Source organism: Chitinophaga sp. (genome assembly GCF_039596135.1).
GTDB lineage: Bacteria > Bacteroidota > Bacteroidia > Chitinophagales > Chitinophagaceae > Chitinophaga.
Genome location: NZ_JBCNKH010000001.1, coordinates 440,515 through 462,613 on the forward strand (window position 1 = coordinate 440,515; position 22,099 = coordinate 462,613).

A 22,099-nucleotide genomic window follows, 5' to 3' on the forward strand; every position below is an offset into this window, starting at 1 on the left:
TGCATCAGTACCCTTTTTCTTTGCTGATCACTGAGCGGTGTGGCATAATAAAAGTTTCTTTCACCTGCTGTGATTGCAGCAGGTAAGGGGTGAACAATATGCCTTTTACAAAAATGTATACAATACCTCCAATCTCCACTATTTCCCAGTTTGTTTTGTATAGATAATGTGATACACCTGTATCTATCACCTTGAAGAGCAGACTTGCCAGCATAAAATACACCATCGCATTCGGAAATGTATCCCTGCGGTTGAGGAATAATGCAATCAGCAGAATGCTATATACAAAGAAGAATAATGCTGTCACCATCCGGAATATAAACCAGAGTTCCAGGAAGGAAGTATTGCTGATGACATGTGTAGACTTGCTTAGCTGCAGCCATGCTTTAAAACTGAAAAAATCGCTGTTAAAAATGCCTTGTAACATGGCCAATGGGGTAATGAATACAAAGAAGGCGATAATAAACAGGAACCCTCTTAGTTCAGCAGGTATCAGCACGTCCTGCACAGGATAAATGGAATATTGATTATACTTCCATGCTATCCAGCCAAAGAAGGCGAGGAAGAAAATAGCGAGTGAGAGTGTCACCCAGTTCACCGCATTATCAGCTGGCGCTGCCATTGCTGTAGGATTGTCCGGCGACCAGAAGAGACTAAAAGAAAGAACATCGTCCATTTTATTCCTGTCGCTTTCATACTGCGCTATATAATCGGCTGGAATGTTGTCCTGGAAAGTTTTGAATGTATAATTCAATGTCACATGTTTGCCTTCCACTGTAGGTGTAAATGAAAAGGCATAATAAGCATTGCTGATTTTGATAGGATCATAGCTTAAATCCCATTCTACAGGCATGTCCATGTCAATGGTATAATCCAGTGAATAAGGATAACGCAAAGACAGTGGTGCGTGCGATGTAGTATTTTTCTTTTTGCTAAGCTTAGGTAATGCTTCCTGTAAAATACCTGCCGTCACAGGAATTTCAAGTTGTCCCGGTTCTTCATCACCCGTTTTCCAGGGTTCTTCCAGTTCATACTGTTCTATTACGCTGAATTGATTCTTTACAGGGTTGTCAATCGTTTTCAGTGCAGAATCGGTATGTAATTCTCCATAAATATTCTTGTAGTAGTCCAGGTAGGTTTTCTCCTGTTCCTTCATACTGTTGTTGGCAAATACATCGCGCTGCTGATCGGCAAATCGCAATGTGTATACACTGTGAACAGTGAGGGTACCTTTTTTGCCTTTGGAATCAGGTAGTGTGAAATGCTCTTTAATGGTCTGCGTTCCTATATTATGTTGCGGAATATTGGAGAGTTTATCACTGCCATCAGTTTTGATAATAAGTGCCTGCTGGTAATCGGGCACAGAATGCTGGCTCAGTGGTCCGCGCTGATAACTGATAGTAGGATCAATCCAATAACTGCTGTCTCCCAATTGTGCATATACAATCACATGATTGAACATAAATGGAGAGGGCAGATAGTCTGATACGTGCGCCTTCAGATAAGTGTTGGTATATGCCATGCTGGCATTGATACCATCAGCCCGCAGGAGGGTAGTGAGCAGCAGGGACTTGTCTTTACAATCGCCGAAGCGTTGATTTAAAATCTTGTCGGGGCTGTTGGGGCGATGGGAATATTCACCCATTTCAATACCCATGTATCGGATGTCGTCCTGTACAAAGCGCATGGCGTTTTGCAGGTACAATGTTTTGTCGTTGCCGGATTGTTTTTTCAGTTCGGCGATCCTGCTTTGCAGGCTGGCACCGGGTGCGGGCGGTGTATTGATCTTTGCGCCCCAGTTGATGATTTCTGACCATGATTTGTATTCACTGGCTTGTACAAAAGGTATGGTGGTATACCATTCCGGTGCATTGTCATCTTCATCGGCAGGCATCACATCGGCTATTTTCCATTCATACAATTGCATGCCGTTCCAGCTACTCTTTGCCGGCAGTCGTGCGCCATTAAAAGGTTTGAAGCGTATGTTCCTTGTCGGCGCTGCAATGAGTGCTTTGTAATAGTTGACGATGGGATCGTAAGAAGTGAAGTAAAATGTATTCGCGTATTTGTGTTCAAAGATAGGATTCGCACCTTCGAGTGTGTAGGCGTATTCGATCTGATCACCTTTGCGCACATCTTCGAGTATGTAGTAAGCGGTGAAGGTACCGCTGTAAATAAAGCGGGAGAGTTCTTCTTCCTTTTGCAGGAAGCGAAAGCGGGCGGGATCCAGTTTGCTGATCACCTGTCCGTTACGGCGGATCACCAGCTGGTGAAAATGTAGTTTTTCGTAAGTAGGATCATATTCCACTGAGATCTCAGCACCATTCTGAATACCGGCTTCCGATACTATCTGCCTGATAATATGCCTGTACACCGCATCTTTCTCTGCATGGTGTTGTTCTTCCAGCAGGAGCAGAAAGTAGCCGTTACTCACTTCCCGTGCATCCGGTGCTTTGCCGAGGTCCGGCTTGTAAGGTGCCAGCCAGTCAGGCGTTGGGGACACAGAGAAGTTTTTTTGAGCCATCAGTCCGGCTGGCAGTATGAACAGGAATATTATCAGGAGAATGAATCGCATATTGAAATTAGTTATTCCCGACGGTCAGCGCGTACACCGCAAAGGATGCGAGCCAGTGTTCACCGGCATAATCGCCGCTGGCTACATGCGGGATGGCGGCTTCCAGGTGTTGGTTGGCCAGCGCCTGAATGGCGGCGTTATTCTTTCCTGCATGACGGGCAATGCCGTAGAGGCACCATGCACGGCTTAGGTTCAGCCCATCCAGGTGTACCAGTTTACCATCGGTACGGTCTTTTACCTGTGCAATGGAAAAGAGTGTAATATTTTTTGCAAACAGTCCTGGCAGGAATTTCTGGATCCATGACTGGTATTGTGCAGGGGGCAGTATTCTCCACATCAGGTCTGCTTCTTCCAGGCAGGGAGAAAGGAAGTCGTAGCCGCCTGGCTCATAGCTGACAGGACCGTTTTTGTCTGCCAGGTAGAAACGGATAGCAGCAGCTTTGATTGCATCCTGCAATGGCTGATCTTTTGCGGTGACCGCATAGTCCCACGCGAGGCAGAGGCCGAAGGCCAGGTTGGTATGTTCACCTACGCGGATGGGGTACATGAGTTTACCCAGGAAGTCGATGTAAGCTTTGGAGAACTGTGTAGCCAGTGGTTGTACGTTGGTAGCCAGTGCTTTCCCTTCAGGAGCATTCCAGGTGAGCAGTTCTCTTTGCAGCTGCAGCAGCCAGCTCCAGCCGTAGATGCGTTCAAAACCTTTGTTCTCTTTGTTGGTAAACAGTTTTTGTTCCTGCTGAATGTGTTCCGCCGTCAGGTTTTGCTGCAGTTTGGTCAGGATCAGTTCGTGCTGTGGCAGGGCCGGGAACGATTTGAGTAACCTTACCAGCATCCAGTGACCGTGCACGCTGCTATGCCAGTCGTAGCAGCCATAAAAGGCGGGATGGTAATTCCGCGGATTGGTCACCAGTGAGGTATCGGTAAATACCACGCCTGTTTTGTACGGAAATTCCAGCTGCATGCATTTCAGTGGCAGTTTTGACAGGTGGGCCGCACCGTCGATGGTCAGTTCCAGGTGGCCGGCACTGTTATGCGTATAGAGTGGTTGTTGTGCAAAGGCAGCAGACATAAAAGTACTGATTAAGAGTGCACCCGATATGATGGACTTCTTCACGTGTTATCTGTTAAGCAGTAGTTTGAAATAAAAGGATGGTTTGGTGAGTCGCTTGCGCAGGTCTACCTCGTAGAACATGCAGGAGAGGAGTTCCTGCAGTTGTTTGTTGCGGCTGCTCACCTTCATGAGGGTATTGAACAACCAGGGGTAGCGGATCAGCTTTTGTAGGCGGTAACTCAGTTTCAGCTCAGGGCCCATCACACGGTATACTTCTGCATCATATTTCGCCAGTTGGGCAGCGGAGAAATCATTTGCCTGCAGGGCTTCGTGCGCCTGCAAACCAGCTATCCTGCCGGAGTAGAGTGCATTGCCGATACCTTCGCCGGTAAACGGATCGATCAGGTAAGCAGCATCGCCAACCAGCATATAACGATCGCCGTGGAGCACACGTACTTTACTACCCAGTGGCAGGCCATAGCCTTCGATATTACTGATCAGCTCTGCATCTTTGAAACGCTCTTTGAATACCGGATCATTAGCGACAATATCCAGCATTTCCTTTTTCAGGTTGATCTTCTTTTTGCGTACCGTTTCGCTCAATATACCTACGCCCACATTGGCTTCACCATTTGGCAGCGGGAAGATCCAGAAGTAGCCGGGGAGCAGGTTTTTGAGGAAGTGCAGTTCTATAAAGTTGTCAGGATTGTTGCCACTTACGTTTTTGTAATAGGCCCGGATTCCGGCTATGTAGTGGTCAGGCTCCATGCTGATGCCAGCTACATCTTTGGTAAAAGAAGAGTGGGCACCGTTGGCAATGATGAGGAGTTTGGCTTTTACCTGGAATTCGCCTTTGTTGCCGCTTACGAGGTAGCCGTCTTCCTGCAGTTCATATTTATCTACGTTTACATTTTCGTATAAACTGATTTCTTTGCGACGTTTTATTTCGTCAACCAGGAAGTTGTCAAAGTCCATGCGTTTGCACACATAGCCGATAGGGGTTTCCTTATGGCCTTCGTTTTTACTGTTGTAGTCAGGGCGATACCCAACGTCCAGGCTGTGGCGGCCGGGCGAAACGAAGGTGACACCCCAGCTGTTTACTTTGAATTGAGCCTCTTTGAGGCGGGTTGCAACGGCTGGGTCGATACGGTTAAGCGCCGTGATAACTTTTCCACTCAATCCATCTCCACAAACCTTATCACGGGGAAAAACAGCTTTGTCTACTACTATACATTCAACGCCTAGTTGTGCAAGTTGCAGGGCTGCTGCGGCACCGCCAGGACCGGCACCGATAATACATACTTTGGTTTCCAACATGCTGTTGATTTAGGGTGTTAAGATAAAGAAAAGTGAAATATCTTCGCGGCCTAAAATCATTCTACCATGTTTGATATGTTTGGTAAGCTGCAGGAAGCGCAGCAAAAAATGAAAGAAAGTAAACAACGTCTGGCCCTGATCACAGTAGATGGTGAAGCTGGTGATGGTGCGGTAAAAGTAACCGTGACAGGCAACAGGGAGGTAAAAAGCCTGGAAATAGCTGAAAGACTGCTGGAAAAAGATAATAAAGAAGAGCTGGAAGACCTGGTGATTACAGCGCTGAACCGTGCGCTGAAGGCGGCGGAGAATACCTGGGAATCTGAGATGAAGAGCGTGGCGGGCGGCATGCTTGGCCCGCTTGGAGGGCTATTGTAATCAGGGTGAAGCCTTAGTGCTATAAGATCACCAAAAGGTCATCAAAAGGGCACCTCAATATCCCGGGGATAATGAAGTGCCCTTTTGGTGATCTTTTGGATTACTGGTTACACTGAGGGCATGGTCTATCTTAACCTTAGTTTTACCCCTTTGTTAACTCTCCTCGTATTATAAAAATCTTACATTATCTTTAGCTTTATAAAGTATTCTCGTATGCGTCAATTGTTATTGTTTGTAACAACAGCCACACTATTTGCCTGTAATGGGCCCTCGCAAAGCAAAAAGGGATCAGCATCAGATATCGCATTGACTGACCGTAACCTATACTCAGCCGATACCGTATTGATGGTGGCCAATGCCAGTTCGGGTAAGAGCAAGGAAGCAGACAAACTGTTCCTGCAGGCCATCGATGTTTACCGCAACAAGAAGAACCCGTCACAGGCCGTGACCATCTTCAAAAAATCCATCCTGGCACAACCACAGGCCAAGGCTTACTATGAACTGGGAAATGCCCTGGGCGATGTGGGCGAACTGCGCGAAGGATTGCAGGCGTATGATATAGCGGATGTACTGGACTATAAACCGCTGAATAAACTGCTTTACAACAAGGCCTGTTACTATTCCAAACTGGGAGACCAGGACAAGGCGAAAACGTATCTCGTATCCGCCATTGAGTTTGGTTATGGCAATTTGAAGAACCTGCAAAAAGATCCGGACCTGGACAACCTGAGAAATGTAAATGAAAATGATTTCAAGGATCTCATTATGACTGCTATGTCCGGGGCAACAGATCCGGATAAACTGCAATGGGCAGTGTTCAGCCATGAATTTACCCAGGTAAAATTCCCATTGTTGCTGGATATGAAATATGCATCCAACATGACAGAAGATAAAATCATTTCTTACGACAACGAACGCTATGTACCGGAAATGCGTGACTATGCATTTTCCAGGGATGTAGGTGCTGAATATTACAGGGTAGGACTGGTCAGGGCCAATGATAGCAACCGCACCCTGATTTATGGTGTAGTCGATGAAATGGGCGACAATACACTGCCGGTATATTACATTGCCAGCTTTAACAACAAAGGAGTATTGATCGATAAATTACTGATTGGCGGTCAGAAGATTCTGAAAGATCCTTTCAAAGTAGCCACGATCAATGCGAACTATGATATCGAAGTATCCAACTATCAGCTCACGTATGAAAAAGATCCTGAAAAGGAAGGATATGAGGATAACAAGATCAAGGAGCAGAAGGCATTAGGAAAAGACACGTATGCAATCAAAGATGATGGTCATTTTGTGAAGAAGGATATTGTATTGGGTATGCGCTAAGCCTTTTTGATGGGGTATATTTTAGCCAGCTTTCTGATGATGAGTTCTGCAATGAGCAGGTTCAATGTCCAGCTCAGCCAGGCAATGAGAATGTAGGAAGCACGTGGATGAATAGGGATATTGAACACATCTATCAGGTACGCATACAGGCGCAGGCTCACGGCAGACAGGGTGAGGGCATAGCTCCGGAGCATCATCGCACCATGTAGCATCCACTGATGCTGCCTGGCATAATACCAGCCCATGGCAGTGGTATATAACCACAGGAGCGCAAGGATAACAAAACTGATACGTGCCGGTAAGCCGCCATTTGCGTAGAATGCCATTACTAAACCACTGGGCCCACTGAAAAACAGTACTACCGCTGCATATATTGTCCCCGATCTGCGATGCAGACGGGGATATTTTTTTATTACATACCAGCTGAATTGCAGCAGGCCGGTGAGCATGACTACAAAGCTGATGAACACATGTATATAGAAGCTGAACCGCCAGGGCCGGATATGATATACCCGTTGTTTGGTCATCAGGAAATCGGTGTACCTGTCAAAGGCAAGATAGGGGATACTCAGCCTGATGAGCAGCCAGGTCGCAAACAGGATGCCGGCGGCTAATAAGGTAATACCCCCTTTCTTTAATATTTGTCGTGTGATAATCAAGGCCCTACCCAATAGCGAATACTGTCAGCGGTTTCTACGCCGGTTAAGAAGCGGTTTTCACCCTCACCTTCATAGGTAATGGTATACGATGTGGCCGGGGTAGTGATGTCGTTTCTCTTTTCCCAGGTCACGAGCACCGCGTTTCCTTTTCTTTCCCAGGTACCTCTTACGGTGATCATTTGCTGGGCAAAAGTTGAGTCACTGAGCATCTGGTAGTAGTTCAGGGTACAGCTACCATCTTTGGCGAAGAGAATGTCCCGGTGCTCGCCGGATAATGGATAGCCATATTCGAAACCAACGCCATCATCACCGGTCAGTGAAACCCTGGTGAGCTCAAATGATTTGGAGCTCAGGGTGGTGCTGTTCAGGGGAACCCATTTGCCGGTTCCTTTTTCTCCATTAGCGGAGAGGTGAACGGTGAACTTACCATCAAACGGATGGTCGCCAGGTTCACTGAGGGTGATATCAATTCCGTTATCGGTTACCTTATAGCTACCGCTCACATTACGGCGCAAACCCAGGTGGACGTTGTACCCGGCGAGGTGGTTGTTTTGGGCATAATTGATCGTGATATAAATCTTTTTGCCATCGAAATCGCCGGTATACAGGCCGGTCAAACTATCGGCTGGTGATGAAACAGCTACAGCAGTGCTATCCGAGACTGGTGGCGAGGAGGTCGACGACTTGCAGGCGCAGAATAATGCGGCGCTAAGACAAACTTGGATTAAGTACTTCACAGGGTAATTTTTTGTAAAGTAAGACAAAAAATTTTAGTGATGAAAGAGGGCGCATTTCGTATATTTAGTTGACGTGATAATCCAAGCCCCTGCATCCCCAATTTTAATTTATAACAACCAAAATTTTTGTACATGAAACGAATCTTCTGTTCTGTTAATGCAATCCCTTTCTTATTGGCTGTAGCCTTCATTGTATCGAGTGTATCCAGTTGTACCAAAGAGGGTAAGACTGGTCCCCAGGGGGAAACGGGTGCTACCGGCCCCGCTGGTCCCGCAGGCCCCAAGGGCGATGACGGTACTGCAAATGTTATTTATTCTGACTGGCTCACGGTCGCTTTTTTACCAGATACCATTCATAATACCGATGGTACGATTGATACCCTGGGGTATTATGCGGATATCGATATCCCTAAGCTGGATGAAACCCTGATCAGCACCGGCGAAATGAAAGTATACCTGAACCTGGGATCACCCGTCGATCCTGTGGTAACGGCATTGCCATACCTGAATCTTTATTCAGGGTGGAATATAATGGCAACTTTCTTTACGGGTGGGGTAGAACTATACGCGAATGGGGACGCCGGTACCTGGACGGATGGCAGCAATAATAAGAGGTGGCAGTATCGGTACGTATTAGTGCCAGGAGGTACGGCAGCGAGGAAAGCGAAAACGGTGGATATGAGCGATTATAAGGCAGTGAAGGCCTGGTTGGGACTGAAAAATTAATTGTATAAAAAAGCTTCTGTCGCAGACAGAAGCTTTTTTATTATTTTTCTTCAGTAGTTGTATTCAAAGCCTTCCACAACATATCTTTCAGCTGTGGCAATCCCTGTTGCGTCACAGACGAGATAAACACATGTGGTACATCGTTCGGCAGCTCTGCAGCAATTGCTTCTTTCAGCTCATCGTCCAGCATATCGCTTTTACTGATGGCCAGTAAAAACTGCTTATCCAGCAATTCAGGATTGTACATCTCCAGCTCATTTACCAGGATCTCAAAATCCTTCCGGTGATCGGAACTATCTGCCGGAATAAGGAACAATAATACCGGGTTTCTTTCAATATGTCTTAAGAAACGGTGACCTAATCCTTTTCCTTCGTGTGCGCCTTCAATAATCCCTGGCAAATCTGCAATACAGAATGAACGATCATTTCTATATGGTACCATACCCAGTTGTGGAGTCAGCGTAGTAAACGCATAATCCGCGATCTTGGGGGTGGCTGCTGTGATGGTAGAGAGCAAAGTAGACTTTCCTGCATTGGGGAATCCTACCAGGCCCACGTCTGCCAGCATTTTCAGTTCCAGCGCTTTCCAGCCTTCTGTGCTGGGCATACCGGGTTGTGCGTAATCGGGTGCCTGGTTAGTGGCTGTTTTAAAATAAGCGTTACCACGACCTCCCTGGCCACCTGGTATCCAGATCACTTCTTCCCCGTCGTGAAGGATTTCTACTTCCAGTTCCCCGGTTTCCTCATCAAAAGCCTGGGTACCCAACGGGACTTCGATGATCACATCTTCACCGTTACGGCCGGTACTGTTATTGTCCCGCCCGTTACCCCCATCTTCTGCGACTACGTTCTTGTACCAGCGCAGGTGTAGCAAGGTCCAAAGCTGGGAATTGCCTCTGAGTATGATATGGCCGCCACGACCACCGTCGCCGCCATCGGGGCCGGCTTCGGGGTTGTATTTGGTACGCATAAAGTGGGCGCTGCCGGCGCCGCCTTTACCCGATTTGACGGATATCCTGATATAGTCAACGAAATTGCCTCTTTCCAATGTGATTAAATTTAAAAACGCAAAGATCGTGAAGTTCATCCACTTTACATGGATGGTTACTTACGATCTTTGCGTCTAATATGATAAGATCAGCCTGCCGGTTATACTTTTTCTTCTACCAGCGGGTCGATTTCTTTGCTTAAGCGGGCGAATATTTCATCAACAGAACCTTCACCATTCACCTTCTTAAACTTGCCGAAACGGGCATAGTGGTCAGCTACAGGAGCAGTTTTGTTGTGATATTCTACGAAACGCTCACGGATGGTTTTTTCATTATCATCCGGACGTTTTCTGGCCAGCAGGCGCTGCACCAGGTTATCTTCATGTACTTCCAGGGAGAGTACGTTAGAGATAGCGGTTTTTTTCAGGTCCAGCAGTTTGTCCAGTGCTTCTGCCTGGGCAGTAGTGCGGGGAAAGCCGTCAAAAATAAAACCTCTTGCTTCCGGGTTGGCTTCGAGTTTCGAACTGATCATACCAATCACAACAGCATCAGGTACCAGTAAGCCCTGGTCCATCAGGCGCTTTGCTTCCAGGCCCAGCGGAGTCTGAGCAGCAATTTCTCCACGCAGCAGATCACCGGTAGACAGGTGAATCAGCCCGTATTTTTCAATCAGGTTCGCACTTTGTGTGCCCTTTCCACTACCGGGAGGGCCAAATAGAATAATATTGACCATGTGTTTAAAAAAACTTTAGCAAGACTGCAAATATAGCAAACAATTGAATGTATAGGTAACAAAAATTACCCTTGCTTGAATAACATGAAATATTTAAGAAAATCAGTAGATATGTTTTAATGATTTGGTGGAAATAATGGATTATTTTTAAGCAGATTGTTCCATAACGAAGAAAAAAATGGTTGTTCGGGTATCATAGTCGAAAGATATTTTGTTAAGTTTATGGATTACAGGTCATTTGTTCCTACCTCCTCATGTAAATATAAGTATTTATACTGCCGCTTTACAGCCGTGAATCTGTAGGGTAGCATAATAGTTGGGACTCAAAATGTAATTAGGGCGCACCTCCCTGGGTTGGGAGATAATTTCCCGTATGATAACTTTTTATTGACAAGCAGAAAGACTATGAAGCAGTTATTGATCTTAGGACTCTCAGGATTATTGTTCGCAGGCTCGGCTCATAAGCCAGCTCCACAGCAAAGTGGGCCAGTGCCCAAACTATTAACAGCAGATGCTGCCGCTACGCATTGGGTGGACAGCGTATTCGAATCGCTCAGCAATGACGAGCGTATTGCTCAGCTTATTATGATCAGGGCACATTCTAACCTCGGCCCCGATCACGTTAAGAAAATCACCAAAGACATTCAGGACAACAAAGTGGGTGGCCTGATCTTCTTCCAGGGCGGCCCGGTACGACAGGCCCTCCTCACCAATTACTACCAATCCATTTCCCAGACGCCGCTCATGATCGCCATCGATGGCGAATGGGGGCTGGGCATGCGCCTGGACAGCGTAACCAGCCTGCCCCGCAACCTCATGATCGGTGCGGCACAAGACAGTACCCTCGCCTACAGGGCAGGTAAGGTACTGGGCCAGCAATGCCGCAGGCTGGGCATACATGTAGACTATGCCCCGGATATGGATATCAATAATAATCCTAACAATCCTGTTATCAACGACCGCTCTTTTGGCCAGGATAAATACCAGGTAGCCCGCATGGGTGTGCAGATGATTAAAGGGATCCAGGATGTGGGTGTCATGGCTGTAGCCAAACACTTTCCCGGTCATGGTGATACGGACACGGACTCTCACCTGGATATGCCGGTGATCCGCAAATCCAGGGCTCAACTGGATTCACTGGAATTATATCCTTTCAGACAAGCCATAGACGCCGGCGTAGCCAGCATCATGATGGCACACCTGTACATTCCTGCCATCGACAGTACGCCAAATACGCCTACTTCCATTTCTCACAAAGCCGTAACCGACCTGCTCAAAGGTGAATATGGCTACAAAGGCATCGTGATTACCGATGCGCTCGAAATGAAAGGGATTGCCAAATTTTACTCCGGTGGGGAAGAAGCGGCCCGCTCCCTGGTGGCTGGCAACGATATGCTCATGCTGCCCTCTACGGCTGAAGGAAGTGTAGACGCCATCAAAAGAGCGATCCGCCGTGGCGAGGTGACCTGGAATGATGTAAACGAAAGAGTGAAAAAAGTGCTGCTGGCCAAATACAATCTGGGGCTGAACAAGCCACAGGTCGTAGATACCACCAACCTCACTGCAGACCTGAATGCTGTAACCGATACCCTGATCAAAGATATTGGCCGCCAGTCGCTGACTTTACTGAAAAATGATAACCAGCTTATTCCTTTCAAGCAACATACACCTGGCAAAGTAGCTGTGATAGCCGTAGGAGCAGATGTAAACAACGCCTTCCTGCAAACTATCAAAGCCACCCGTCCGGATGTGAATTCATTCATCTTTACCTCCCGTCAGTCAGAAGCACAGGTGGCACCAGTGGTAGATAGATTAAAGAAAGAATTTCAGGCAGTGATCATCGGCGTACACAACTACGGCCGCAGGCCTGCCAACAATTTCGGAATCAGTTCGGCAGAACGCTTGCTGGTACAACGCCTGCAACAGGAAATGCCTTCTGCCACCGTGGTATTTGGTAATCCATATGCGATCCAATACTTCTGCGATGCGCCTACTATTGTAGCGGCTTATGAAGACGACGATGCGACACAAAAAGCAGCAGCACAACTGTTGTTTGGACAACTGGCGCCGGCAGGCCGCCTACCGGTAACGGTATGTCCGAACTTCACTTACGGCGCTGGTATCGTACCGCCTACAGCAGCACCGGCGGTAGCATTGGAACCATTGGAAGAAGTAGCACCAGCTAAAGTGGGCATGAACGCAGCCGCACTCACAAAGATTGACAAACTGGTAGCAGAGATGATCTCGAAAGGTGCTGCCCCGGGATGTGAAGTACTGGCCATGAAAGATGGGAAGGTGGTATACAATAAAGTATTCGGGCACTACGATTATAGCACCAATGAACCTGTCACGCATTCCAGCATCTATGACCTGGCTTCTGTAACTAAAGTATGTGCGACGACTATCTCGGTTATGAAACTTTATGACGAAGGAAAACTAAGTCTGGATGCGACATTGGGCGATTACCTGCCATGGGTGAAAGGCAGTAACAAAGCTGGTTTGAAAATCAGGGACGTACTGTTGCACCAGGCAGGCCTGGTATCATTCATTCCGTTCTACCAGAGTGTGCTCATGAAGAGTGGTGCGCCTGATACTGCTTTGTTCCACAGCTATGCAGATTCGGTGTATTGTAAGCGTGTGGCAGAGCACCTGTACATGAAGGATAGTTATGTAGATACCATGTTGCAGAAAATACTGGATAGCCCGCTGAAACCGCAGCAGGGATATGTGTACAGCGACAATGATTTTATTTTCCTGGGCAAAGTAGTAGAAGCTATCACGGGTCAGAAACTGAACCACTATGTGAGAGAAACTTTTTATGAACCACTGGGCATGAATACCACCGGGTTTAAGCCGAGAGAGCGTTTCCCGCTTTCACAGATTGCACCTACAGAGAGTGAGCGTACTTTCCGCATGCAATGGATCAGGGGCGATGTGCATGACCCGGGTGCTGCTATGTTTGGCGGGGTAGCCGGGCATGCAGGATTATTCTCCAATTCTGAAGACCTGGCCGTACTGATGCAGATGTTGCTGAATGGTGGTAGCTATGGCGGTAAGCGCTTTATTAAGGAAGAAACGATCAAATTATTTACTGCTTACAACAGCAATATCAGCCGTCGTGGTCTGGGCTTTGACAAGCCGGAAAAAAACAACGGTAAGCATGGTGAGGCGTATCCGGCTAAGAGCGCGTCTCCGCTTACCTTTGGACATACAGGCTTTACAGGCACCTGCATATGGGTAGACCCTGAGTCTAAGCTGGTGTTTATTTTCCTGAGCAACAGGGTTTGTCCTGCGGGTGGCGACAACAAAAAACTGATCACCATGCATGTAAGGGAAAATATAATGGAAGTGCTGTACGAGGCAATGAATGAGAAGTAGTGCCAAGCGTAGAGCTCCCTGATGCGAGAGCTCTACGTGCACGTGTATTCAAATAAGATAAGGAACTTTCATAGGTTAGGCAATAGTGGCAAATGAGGTATGCACGAACGTGCCACTCATTTGTCACTATTTTTTTTATTGGACAGAAACAGTTCTGTTGATGCTGGTTTCGGTTTTGATACCGATGATTTTTTCTGCCAGGCGGGTTTTACCTTTTCTGATTTCGAAGGTATAAGAACCATCCTGCAGATCTGCCAGGTTAAAACGGGCTTTGTAAACCAGTGTAGCCGGCAGAGATTCCTGGTGCAATGTGGTGTTGTTGGCATCCTTGATGCTCAGGATTATTTTGTCGCTACCTGGATTTTCTACGGTTACGCGAAATACCAGGTCACTGCCGGTTACCTGTGCCACATCCAGTTTGAAATCGCTGGGAACAGTAGGCTGTTCGGTATTGGAAGCAGTTTGTTTTACTTTGTTTAACGCAAAGTTCTGGGCTGCGGCAATGGATTGGCTTAAAAGGATAGTAGCAATTACTGCTAAAGATTGTATGTGTTTCATACAAAAGTTTGTTTTATTGTTTTGATGTTTTTTCAGGGTCCCTTTTGTCGCCGCAAAGATCAGCAGGTCTTGTTAAGGGAATATTATGGAGATGTTAAGAAAGCATTACTAATGTCATACCTCAAAGTACTAACTTTGCCATCGATTTTTTGATTTATGGAAAAACTGACAACACAACAGCAAAGGCCGGTAGCTATCTGGTTATATATAGGGGTGGGTATGCTTATTATCCAGGTATTATTGGGCGGTTTGACCCGGCTCACGGGTTCCGGCCTGTCTATTACCGAATGGCAGCCCATATTGGGAGCTTTCCCTCCTATGAACGAAGCAGCCTGGCAAAAAGCGTTTGATCATTACAAAGAAATAGGGCAGGCGAAATACATCAATAATCATTTTACATTATCTGATTTTAAAGGAATTTATTTCTGGGAGTGGTTGCATCGTGACTGGGCCCGCCTCATGGGATTAGTGTTTGCAGTAGGGTTTGTGTATTTTTTAATTAAGAAAAAGATAGACCGGTCTATGATACGTCCTATGGTAATCCTGTTTTTACTAGGCGGATTGCAGGGAGCTATCGGATGGATTATGGTAATGAGCGGACTGAATGAAGAGAACCTGTATGTAAACCATATACGACTGGCTATACACTTTCTGGCCGCATTGTCGCTACTGGTATATGTGTTGTGGTTTGCGCTCAGGTTGAGTACGCCGGTGAAAGAAATACTGGTAGTGCCGGGATTGAAAAAACTGAATGCATGGTTGCTGGGCTTATTGACTGTGCAGCTGTTCTTTGGTGCATTGATGGCTGGATTACATGCGGCGCTGGCTGCGAGTACCTGGCCGGATATCAATGGCGTGTGGGTACCTGGCAGTATGTTTACGCAGGGTAATTTTTTAGAAGACCTGACGCATAATACACAGACCATACATTTTGTACATAGAAACCTGGCTTACCTCATTACTATACTGGTAGTAATCTGGTGGTGGAAAGCAGCGTCTGAAACACCGGAACATAGCCTGCTGCATAAGGTACGTTATCTGCCTTTGCTGCTGGTACTGGTACAGGTGCTGCTGGGGGTACTGACGTTGCTGGGTAGCCAGATTCATATTCCTATTTTGCAGGCGATATTGCATCAGTGTGTAGGCATGTTGTTGTTGCTGGTGTTAGTATGGACATATTTCCTTAGTTACGGTAAGAAATAAAGCGGAATATACCCGATACCTAATTTGTAACCATATTACAATTTTTCGTAAGTTTAGTTGTAATTGCGTTACGGATGAAAGTGAAATATCTGCCGGTCAAATTTTTCTATTCTTTCCCGATCCAACTATTGTTGCTCCACTTCCGGAAGTACCAGGTACTGCTCATATTCTGGGCGATTTTATTCAGTACCATTAATGGAGGCTTCGCAAAGGTATTTGGTGGCGATGCGTTATATCTGGCACCTGAATACCTGGGACAGGTGAATTTTTACAGCACCACTATACTGGGGCTGGCCACCGGCTTGTTTACTATGAGCTGGAACATCACTACTTTCATTCTTCATACCGGCCGTTTTAAATTCCTGGCTACCACTTCTCAGCCATTCTTTAAATACTGCCTAAATAACTTTATCGTTCCGGTAGCGTTTATCATCAATCTGCTGATTCGCTCATGGGAGTACCAGCGTTACCAGCAACTCAGTAGTGTAGCGGATATCATGCTGCTGACAGAAGGTTTCATCTGTGGATATTTGTTCGTTATCTTTTTCTCGTTCTTCTACTTTTTCAACGCCGACAAAAACATTGGCCGCAGGCTGGAAAGAAAATTCGGAACACCCCGCAATTTCCTGCGACTGGTGCTAAAACCTACGCAGGAAAAAGACGAAAACGCACTTCCCGTTACCAACTACTTTAACTCTCCCTGGCGGATTCGTCGAGCCAGGAATGTAGATCATTATAACAAGCATTACCTGGACAGTATTCTTAAGCAGCATCACTATGCAGCGATGATCACCGTTGTCTGCGCCCTTTTCTTTCTCGTGATGCTGGCGTATATGATGGATTATTCTTTCTTCAGAATCCCCGCGGGCGCGAGTGTGATGATCTTCTTTGCTTTCCTCATCGGCATCGCGGGTGCATATGCGTACCTGTTACAGAGCTGGGCGATCCCGCTGGCATTGGTGCTGATGGTAGGCATGAACTGGATGGTGGAGCATGACCTGCTGGACAACCGTAATAAAGCCTATGGTTTGAACTACAAGCAACATGATCAGCGACCTGAATACAGTACCGTTGCGTTGCAGAAATTCTTTTCTGAAAAACGCATGGCTGATGATAAACAACAAACCCTGCAAATACTGAAAGCGTGGCGCGCACAGTTCCCCGCTAATCAGCGGCCCAAGCTGATTATACTGAACTTCAGCGGGGGGGGATTGCGTGCTGCTAGCTGGAGCATGAATGTATTGCAACGACTGGATTCCATCATGGGCGGTCAGCTCATGAACCGGACGGTACTGATGACAGGTGCTTCGGGAGGTATGATTGGGGCTACCTACTTCAGGGAATTGTATCTTGAAAGAGAAAATGGCAGAAGTCTGAACCTGTACGACAGTAGTTTTACAGAGCGCACCAGCCGTGACCTGCTCAATTCTATTTTCACCTCCATGTCCGTGAATGATTTTATTACGCCATGGCGGAGTTTTAAGATCGGCGATAACCGTTATGCAAAAGATAGGGGATATGCATTTGAAATGCAGTTGAATGTGAATACAGACTATGTGCTTTCCAAAACAATCGGGGAGTACAAACAGCCGGAGCTGGAAGGAAAAATTCCCATGCTGATCTGGAATTCTACTATCAATGCAGATGGCAGAAGACTGATCATCTCACCACAACCCGTGAGTTACCTTTGTGCACCTGCTTATCCCAAAGGGAAACAAACCTGGCAGGATGTGGATGGGGTAGATTTTGCACAGTATTTTGCCAGGCAGAATCCGATGCAGTTAAGGGTGACGAGCGCCATCAGGATGTGTGCTACATTCCCTTATGTATTGCCGAATGTATTTCTGCCCAGCGACCCGATAGTAGATGTGATGGATGCAGGTATCAGGGACAATTTCGGACAGGATGTATCTATGCGTTACCTGTATACATTCAGGGAGTGGATCAATGAGAATACCAGTGGAGTTATATATATCCAGATCAGGGATACGCGTAAGAATGATATTCGCCCGATCGGGAAAACAAAGGTATTGACAGACCTGATGTTTGATCCGTTGTTTACCATGCAGCACCATTGGAGCGCCATGCAGGACTTTGGGCAGGATGACAAATTGAGTTACCTGGAAGGTTATTTTCCTGCAGGATTTCACAGGATCATCCTGCAATATGTGCCTCAAAAAGAAGATAAGGCGGCGGCACTGAGCTTCCATCTTACCTCCCGTGAAAAAATTGATATTGCCGGGGCATTGGACAATCCTGCCAACCAGGCTTCATTTGATAGTATCATGAACCTGCTAAAAAAGCCAGCACCGGTTGAATAAACTGTGGAAAAGCCTGTATATGTGGCAGGTGGCCTACACCAGGAATTGCGACCAGTTTACAGCCTGGAATTCTTTTACTGACCTGCGGACCTAAAACCGGGTAGTTGCCCAATGTCTTTCTCACGTCTTCAGGCACATTGGCCTTACCCAGGGCAGTACGGTCATTGAGCCCAATGATGAGCAGGGTAGGCACCCTGATATTTTCAAACTCGTAAAATACCGGTTGGGTAAAGATCATATCGTAGGTAAGGGCATTGTTCCAGGCTATGCGTTTTGCATCCGGTCCCTTGGTCCAGCCTGCCAGCACCATCACCCATTTATCATAAGCGGGTTTCCATTGCCCCCCATAGTAGCCGTCCAGTTGATATTTTTTGATATGCTCATAGTTCTGGGTCAGTTCTCCCTGGTACCATTTATCCACGGATTGGTAGGGTACTTTTACTTTCCAGTCTTCCAGGCCGATGGGGTCTTCGAGAATCAGTTTTTCTACCACATCGGGATACATTAATGTAAAGCGGGTAGCCAGCATGCCACCCATGGAGTGACCGAGTACGGCGACTTTGGAGAGGTGCAGGGTATCCAGCAGGGCTTTGGTATTCTGTGCCAGCAGCTGAAAGCTGTATTGCAGGTGTGCTGGTTTGGACGATTTGCCAAAACCAACCTGGTCAGGCATGATCACCCTGTAGCCACTCTTGCCCAGTTCGGCAGCGGTGCTATCCCAGTAGGCAGCCGGAAAATTCTTTCCATGCAGGAGCAGAATGGTACTACCATTGGGTTTGGAGGGCTGTAAGTCCATATAGGCCATATGTAACTGCTGGCCTTGAATTTGTAGCTGTATAGTATGTACCGGGTAAGGGTACTGAAAAGTGGTGAGTTCCGCATCCATGGCGGGAATCTCCTGCGCATGGCCGGGCGCTGAAATAGCGACGAATAATAGGGCGGTTAAAATCGGTCTGATGAGCATGGTTTCGTCTGTTGAATGAAATAATTTTAATGGTTCGGCGCAAAAGTAATGCCGGCGCGGGTGCAGTCAAAGATCACAATAATTTAAAGGGATTTCCCCACTTTTTCCACAATTTGTTATAACTTTGCGCCTTCTTTTGGCTGGGGACCAGCTGGCCGAAGTCAACTAATTTGATTTATGAATATCCGTAACATAGCAATTATTGCGCACGTAGACCACGGTAAAACCACCCTGGTTGATAAGATCCTCCATTCTACCAACGTTTTCAGGGCTAACCAGGAAACAGGTGAATTGATCATGGATAACAACGACCTGGAAAGGGAGCGTGGGATCACCATCTTAAGTAAAAACGTTTCTGTTGAGTACAAAGGGGTGAAAATCAACGTGATCGATACTCCGGGCCACGCCGACTTTGGTGGTGAGGTTGAGAGAGTACTGAGAATGGCTGATGGTGTGATCCTGCTGGTAGATGCCTTTGAGGGCCCGATGCCGCAGACACGCTTCGTGCTGCAAAAAGCGCTGCAGCTCAACCTGAAACCTATCGTTGTTATTAACAAGGTAGATAAGGCAAACTGTCGTCCTGACGAAGTACATGACGCAGTATTTGAGCTGTTCTTTAACCTGGATGCTACGGAAGAGCAGCTGAACTTCCCAACCTATTATGGTTCCGGTAAGAATGGCTGGTTCAACGATTCATTAACTCCATGCGAAGATATCACCCCACTGATGGATGGTATCCTGAAACATGTACCAGAGCCTCAGATCGCTGACGGTACCCTGCAGCTGCAGATCACTTCCCTGGATTACTCTACTTTCCTGGGCCGTATCGCTGTAGGAAGAGTAGCGCGTGGTTCCATCAAAGAAAACCAGCCAATTTCCCTGGTGCAGACTGATGGTTCTATCAAGAAATCCCGTGTTCGCGAACTGTATACCTTCGAGGCATTAGGTAAGAAGAAAGTAACCGAAGTACAGGCAGGTGATATCTGTGCAGTGGTAGGCCTGGAAGATTTCGGTATTGGTGATACCATCGCTGATTTCGAAAATCCTGAAGCATTACCGGTTATCAGTGTGGATGAGCCTACGATGAACATGTTGTTCAGCATCAACAACTCTCCATTCTTCGGTAAAGATGGTAAGTTCGTAACTTCCCGTCACCTCCGTGACCGCCTGGTGAAAGAAACTGAAAAGAACCTCGCATTGCGCGTAGTTGATACTGACAGTGCTGATAGCTTCCTGGTTTATGGCCGTGGTATTCTGCACTTAGGCGTACTGATCGAAACCATGCGTCGTGAAGGATTTGAGTTGACCGTAGGTCAGCCACAGGTAATCCTGAAACAGGTAGATGGTAAGAAATGTGAGCCATATGAAAACCTGGTAGTAGACGTTCCCCAGGAATTTGCCAGCAAGGTGATTGACCTGGTGACCCGTCGTAAGGGTGAAATGCTGATCATGGAAACTAAAGGCGACATGCAGCACCTGGAATTCGAAATTCCTTCCCGTGGCCTGATCGGTCTGCGTACCCAGATGCTGACTGCTACTGCTGGTGAAGCTGTAATGGCCCACCGTTTCAATGATTATAAACCATGGAAAGGTCCGATTCCAGGACGTAGCAACGGTGTACTGATTGCTAAAGAAGCGGGTACTACCACTGGTTATTCTCTTGATAAACTGCAGGACAGAGGTTTCTTCTTTGTCGATCCGGGAGAAGATGTGTACAGAGGTATGATCATCGGTGAAAACAATAAGCCTGGTGACCTGGTGGTGAATCCTAATGAAGGAAAGAAACTGACCAACATGCGTGCAAGTGGTTCCGATGCTGCTACCAGCATTGCGCCTAAGACGCTGATGACCCTGGAAGAATGTATGGAATATATTCAGCACGATGAGTGTATAGAGGTAACGCCTAACCACATCCGTATGCGTAAGACCATCCTGGATGAGGAAGAAAGAAAGCGTTTCCAGAAGACCATGAAAGCTGATGGAGTAGCTTAATTTTAATATAAGTTCCAAGTATAATAGCCGTCCCACCATATTGGAGGGGCGGCTTTTTTTATGTAATTACCATTTTTCAGGGTAATAAAGCCAATGGTTTGATTTTTGATTTTCTACTCGAAAACCAAGATTATGGGAGCCAAAATAATCCTGGGGCTGGTCATTCTGATGGCCTGTACCTCTCTCAAAAAGATACCGGATTTAGGCAGCCACCGGTGGAGCCTTGTGCAAATCCAACATGAAAAACTGGATTCCTCGCCGGTCTATATACAGTTTGATACCGCTGCCCACCGTTTCAATGGAAATGCCGGGTGTAATAAGATGTCTGGCAACTATTCCGCTACAGGTAGCGCATTGACATTTGCGGAAGTCATCAGTACCCGTATGGCCTGTGTGGATTTTAAAGCTAATGAAAGGGAAAGCCAGTTGCTCCGCTTACTGAACAATCACACGTATGCATATGACATAAACGGAGCGACCCTGCAACTGAAAGACAGCGGCAAGGTCATCCTGGTATTTAAAGGTTATTAAGGCAGGATGATATTGTCTTTTTCATCCAGTTCCCAGAAGGGATTGTGTGCTACTTCGAAAAGAAATCCTTCGGGATCCCTGAAATAACCGCTATATCCACCCCAGAATACCTCTTCGGCAGGCTTTACAATTTCTGCACCGGCTTTGGCAGCCTGTTCCAGTACGCTATTTACTTCTGCCCTGTCTTTTGCATTCAATGCCAGTGAAAAGGCGGGGAATCCACTGCCTTCTTCGGGCACATTGGCATCAGCAGCCAGGTCTTTTCTGCCAAAGAGGGATAAGACCATTCCATTCAGCTGGAAAAAGGCTACACCTTCCTGGCTGGCGGAAGAACGTTTCCAGCCTAGTCCGTCTTCAAAGAATGAAATAGATTTTTGCAGGTCTCTTACACCCAGGGTTACCAGTGTTAGTTTTTGTCGCATGTATGTGAATATTAGAATCTAAAGGTACATGCAGAACGTCTGTCGTTATTTGTATAAAAACGACAAATATTCGCTGGGAGCCTCACCGGTAATATGCCTGAACTTCTATGTTGAAAAACAAGGCTTGAGAAAAAAAGAATAAAAAAAGATCTATAAGGGCTGGTTCTGCGGAACCGGCCTTTATTATTCCTATAAAAACAATCTTCTCTAAGCAGACATTGCCCTGCAAG

Annotated in this window: 18 protein-coding genes; 8 read left to right on the forward strand and 10 right to left on the reverse strand. The window is 46.7% G+C overall.

From position 1 onward, the window contains the following. Positions 1-4: 4 nt before the first annotated feature. From ABDW16_RS01890 to ABDW16_RS01900, 3 genes are read right to left on the reverse strand one after another with little or no spacing between them, the layout of a single operon-like run. Positions 5-2,575 carry a DUF3857 domain-containing protein gene (locus tag ABDW16_RS01890; RefSeq protein ID WP_343667416.1) on the reverse strand — a complete coding sequence of 857 codons (2,571 nt, stop codon included), beginning with the start codon at positions 2,573-2,575 and terminating at the stop codon, positions 5-7. 7 nt (positions 2,576-2,582) lie between these two features. Then, complete coding sequence (locus ABDW16_RS01895) at positions 2,583-3,689, reverse strand: DUF2891 domain-containing protein (RefSeq protein WP_343667417.1); 1,107 nt, start codon at positions 3,687-3,689, stop codon at positions 2,583-2,585. A gap of 3 nt (positions 3,690-3,692) precedes the next feature. Next, positions 3,693-4,943, reverse strand: coding sequence for a geranylgeranyl reductase family protein (locus tag ABDW16_RS01900; RefSeq protein ID WP_343667418.1), 1,251 nt, complete (start codon positions 4,941-4,943; stop codon positions 3,693-3,695). Between the two features lie 66 nt (positions 4,944-5,009). Here ABDW16_RS01900 and ABDW16_RS01905 point away from each other — a divergent pair, with 66 nt between their 5' ends. Continuing rightward, positions 5,010-5,318: a YbaB/EbfC family nucleoid-associated protein gene (locus ABDW16_RS01905; RefSeq protein WP_343667419.1), complete on the forward strand. Its 309-nt coding sequence runs from the start codon at positions 5,010-5,012 to the stop codon at positions 5,316-5,318. A 213-nt stretch (positions 5,319-5,531) separates the two neighbouring features. Beyond that, the gene (locus ABDW16_RS01910) at positions 5,532-6,656 is read left to right on the forward strand and encodes a hypothetical protein (RefSeq protein WP_343667420.1); all 1,125 of its coding nucleotides are present in this window, start codon (positions 5,532-5,534) and stop codon (positions 6,654-6,656) included. Here ABDW16_RS01910 and ABDW16_RS01915 read toward each other — a convergent pair. Next, on the reverse strand, positions 6,653-7,315 hold the full coding sequence (locus ABDW16_RS01915) for a DUF2306 domain-containing protein (protein WP_343667421.1): 663 nt from the start codon (positions 7,313-7,315) through the stop codon (positions 6,653-6,655). The genes ABDW16_RS01910 and ABDW16_RS01915 overlap by 4 nt on opposite strands. After that, a complete protein-coding gene (locus tag ABDW16_RS01920) occupies positions 7,312-8,052 on the reverse strand; it encodes a hypothetical protein (protein ID WP_343667422.1) in 741 nt (246 codons plus the stop codon). The genes ABDW16_RS01915 and ABDW16_RS01920 overlap by 4 nt, the downstream gene beginning before the upstream one ends. Before the next feature lie 132 nt (positions 8,053-8,184). On the opposite strand from ABDW16_RS01920, the gene ABDW16_RS01925 reads away from it, so the two are divergent. Further along, on the forward strand, positions 8,185-8,778 hold the full coding sequence (locus ABDW16_RS01925; RefSeq protein WP_343667423.1) for a collagen-like protein: 594 nt from the start codon (positions 8,185-8,187) through the stop codon (positions 8,776-8,778). 40 nt (positions 8,779-8,818) lie between these two features. Here the strand turns inward: ABDW16_RS01925 and obgE are convergent, their stop codons facing one another. Both obgE and ABDW16_RS01935 read right to left on the reverse strand, forming a co-directional pair. Next, positions 8,819-9,826, reverse strand: a complete 1,008-nt coding sequence (gene obgE, locus ABDW16_RS01930) for a GTPase ObgE (RefSeq protein ID WP_343667424.1) — start codon at positions 9,824-9,826, stop codon at positions 8,819-8,821. 101 nt (positions 9,827-9,927) lie between these two features. Further along, a complete protein-coding gene (locus ABDW16_RS01935) occupies positions 9,928-10,500 on the reverse strand; it encodes an adenylate kinase (protein ID WP_343667425.1) in 573 nt (190 codons plus the stop codon). A gap of 405 nt (positions 10,501-10,905) precedes the next feature. On the opposite strand from ABDW16_RS01935, the gene ABDW16_RS01940 reads away from it, so the two are divergent. Next, positions 10,906-13,878 carry a glycoside hydrolase family 3 N-terminal domain-containing protein gene (locus tag ABDW16_RS01940; RefSeq protein ID WP_343667426.1) on the forward strand — a complete coding sequence of 991 codons (2,973 nt, stop codon included), beginning with the start codon at positions 10,906-10,908 and terminating at the stop codon, positions 13,876-13,878. A gap of 135 nt (positions 13,879-14,013) precedes the next feature. Here the strand turns inward: ABDW16_RS01940 and ABDW16_RS01945 are convergent, their stop codons facing one another. After that, the gene (locus ABDW16_RS01945) at positions 14,014-14,436 is read right to left on the reverse strand and encodes a hypothetical protein (protein ID WP_343667427.1); all 423 of its coding nucleotides are present in this window, start codon (positions 14,434-14,436) and stop codon (positions 14,014-14,016) included. Between the two features lie 156 nt (positions 14,437-14,592). Here ABDW16_RS01945 and ABDW16_RS01950 point away from each other — a divergent pair, with 156 nt between their 5' ends. Beyond that, positions 14,593-15,639, forward strand: coding sequence for a COX15/CtaA family protein (locus tag ABDW16_RS01950; RefSeq protein WP_343667428.1), 1,047 nt, complete (start codon positions 14,593-14,595; stop codon positions 15,637-15,639). A gap of 74 nt (positions 15,640-15,713) precedes the next feature. After that, positions 15,714-17,960 (forward strand): patatin-like phospholipase family protein, encoded by a 2,247-nt coding sequence (locus ABDW16_RS01955; RefSeq protein ID WP_343667429.1) that lies wholly within the window; start codon positions 15,714-15,716, stop codon positions 17,958-17,960. Here ABDW16_RS01955 and ABDW16_RS01960 read toward each other — a convergent pair. Further along, positions 17,923-18,924, reverse strand: a complete 1,002-nt coding sequence (locus tag ABDW16_RS01960) for an alpha/beta hydrolase (protein ID WP_343667430.1) — start codon at positions 18,922-18,924, stop codon at positions 17,923-17,925. The genes ABDW16_RS01955 and ABDW16_RS01960 overlap by 38 nt on opposite strands. Before the next feature lie 177 nt (positions 18,925-19,101). Between ABDW16_RS01960 and typA the strand changes: the two genes are divergently transcribed. Both typA and ABDW16_RS01970 read left to right on the forward strand, forming a co-directional pair. Then, a complete protein-coding gene (gene typA, locus ABDW16_RS01965) occupies positions 19,102-20,916 on the forward strand; it encodes a translational GTPase TypA (RefSeq protein ID WP_343667431.1) in 1,815 nt (604 codons plus the stop codon). Between the two features lie 132 nt (positions 20,917-21,048). Continuing rightward, positions 21,049-21,447 (forward strand): META domain-containing protein, encoded by a 399-nt coding sequence (locus ABDW16_RS01970; protein WP_343667432.1) that lies wholly within the window; start codon positions 21,049-21,051, stop codon positions 21,445-21,447. Here the strand turns inward: ABDW16_RS01970 and ABDW16_RS01975 are convergent. Then, positions 21,444-21,869: a VOC family protein gene (locus ABDW16_RS01975; RefSeq protein WP_343667433.1), complete on the reverse strand. Its 426-nt coding sequence runs from the start codon at positions 21,867-21,869 to the stop codon at positions 21,444-21,446. The genes ABDW16_RS01970 and ABDW16_RS01975 overlap by 4 nt on opposite strands. Between the last annotated feature and the right edge of the window lie 230 nt (positions 21,870-22,099).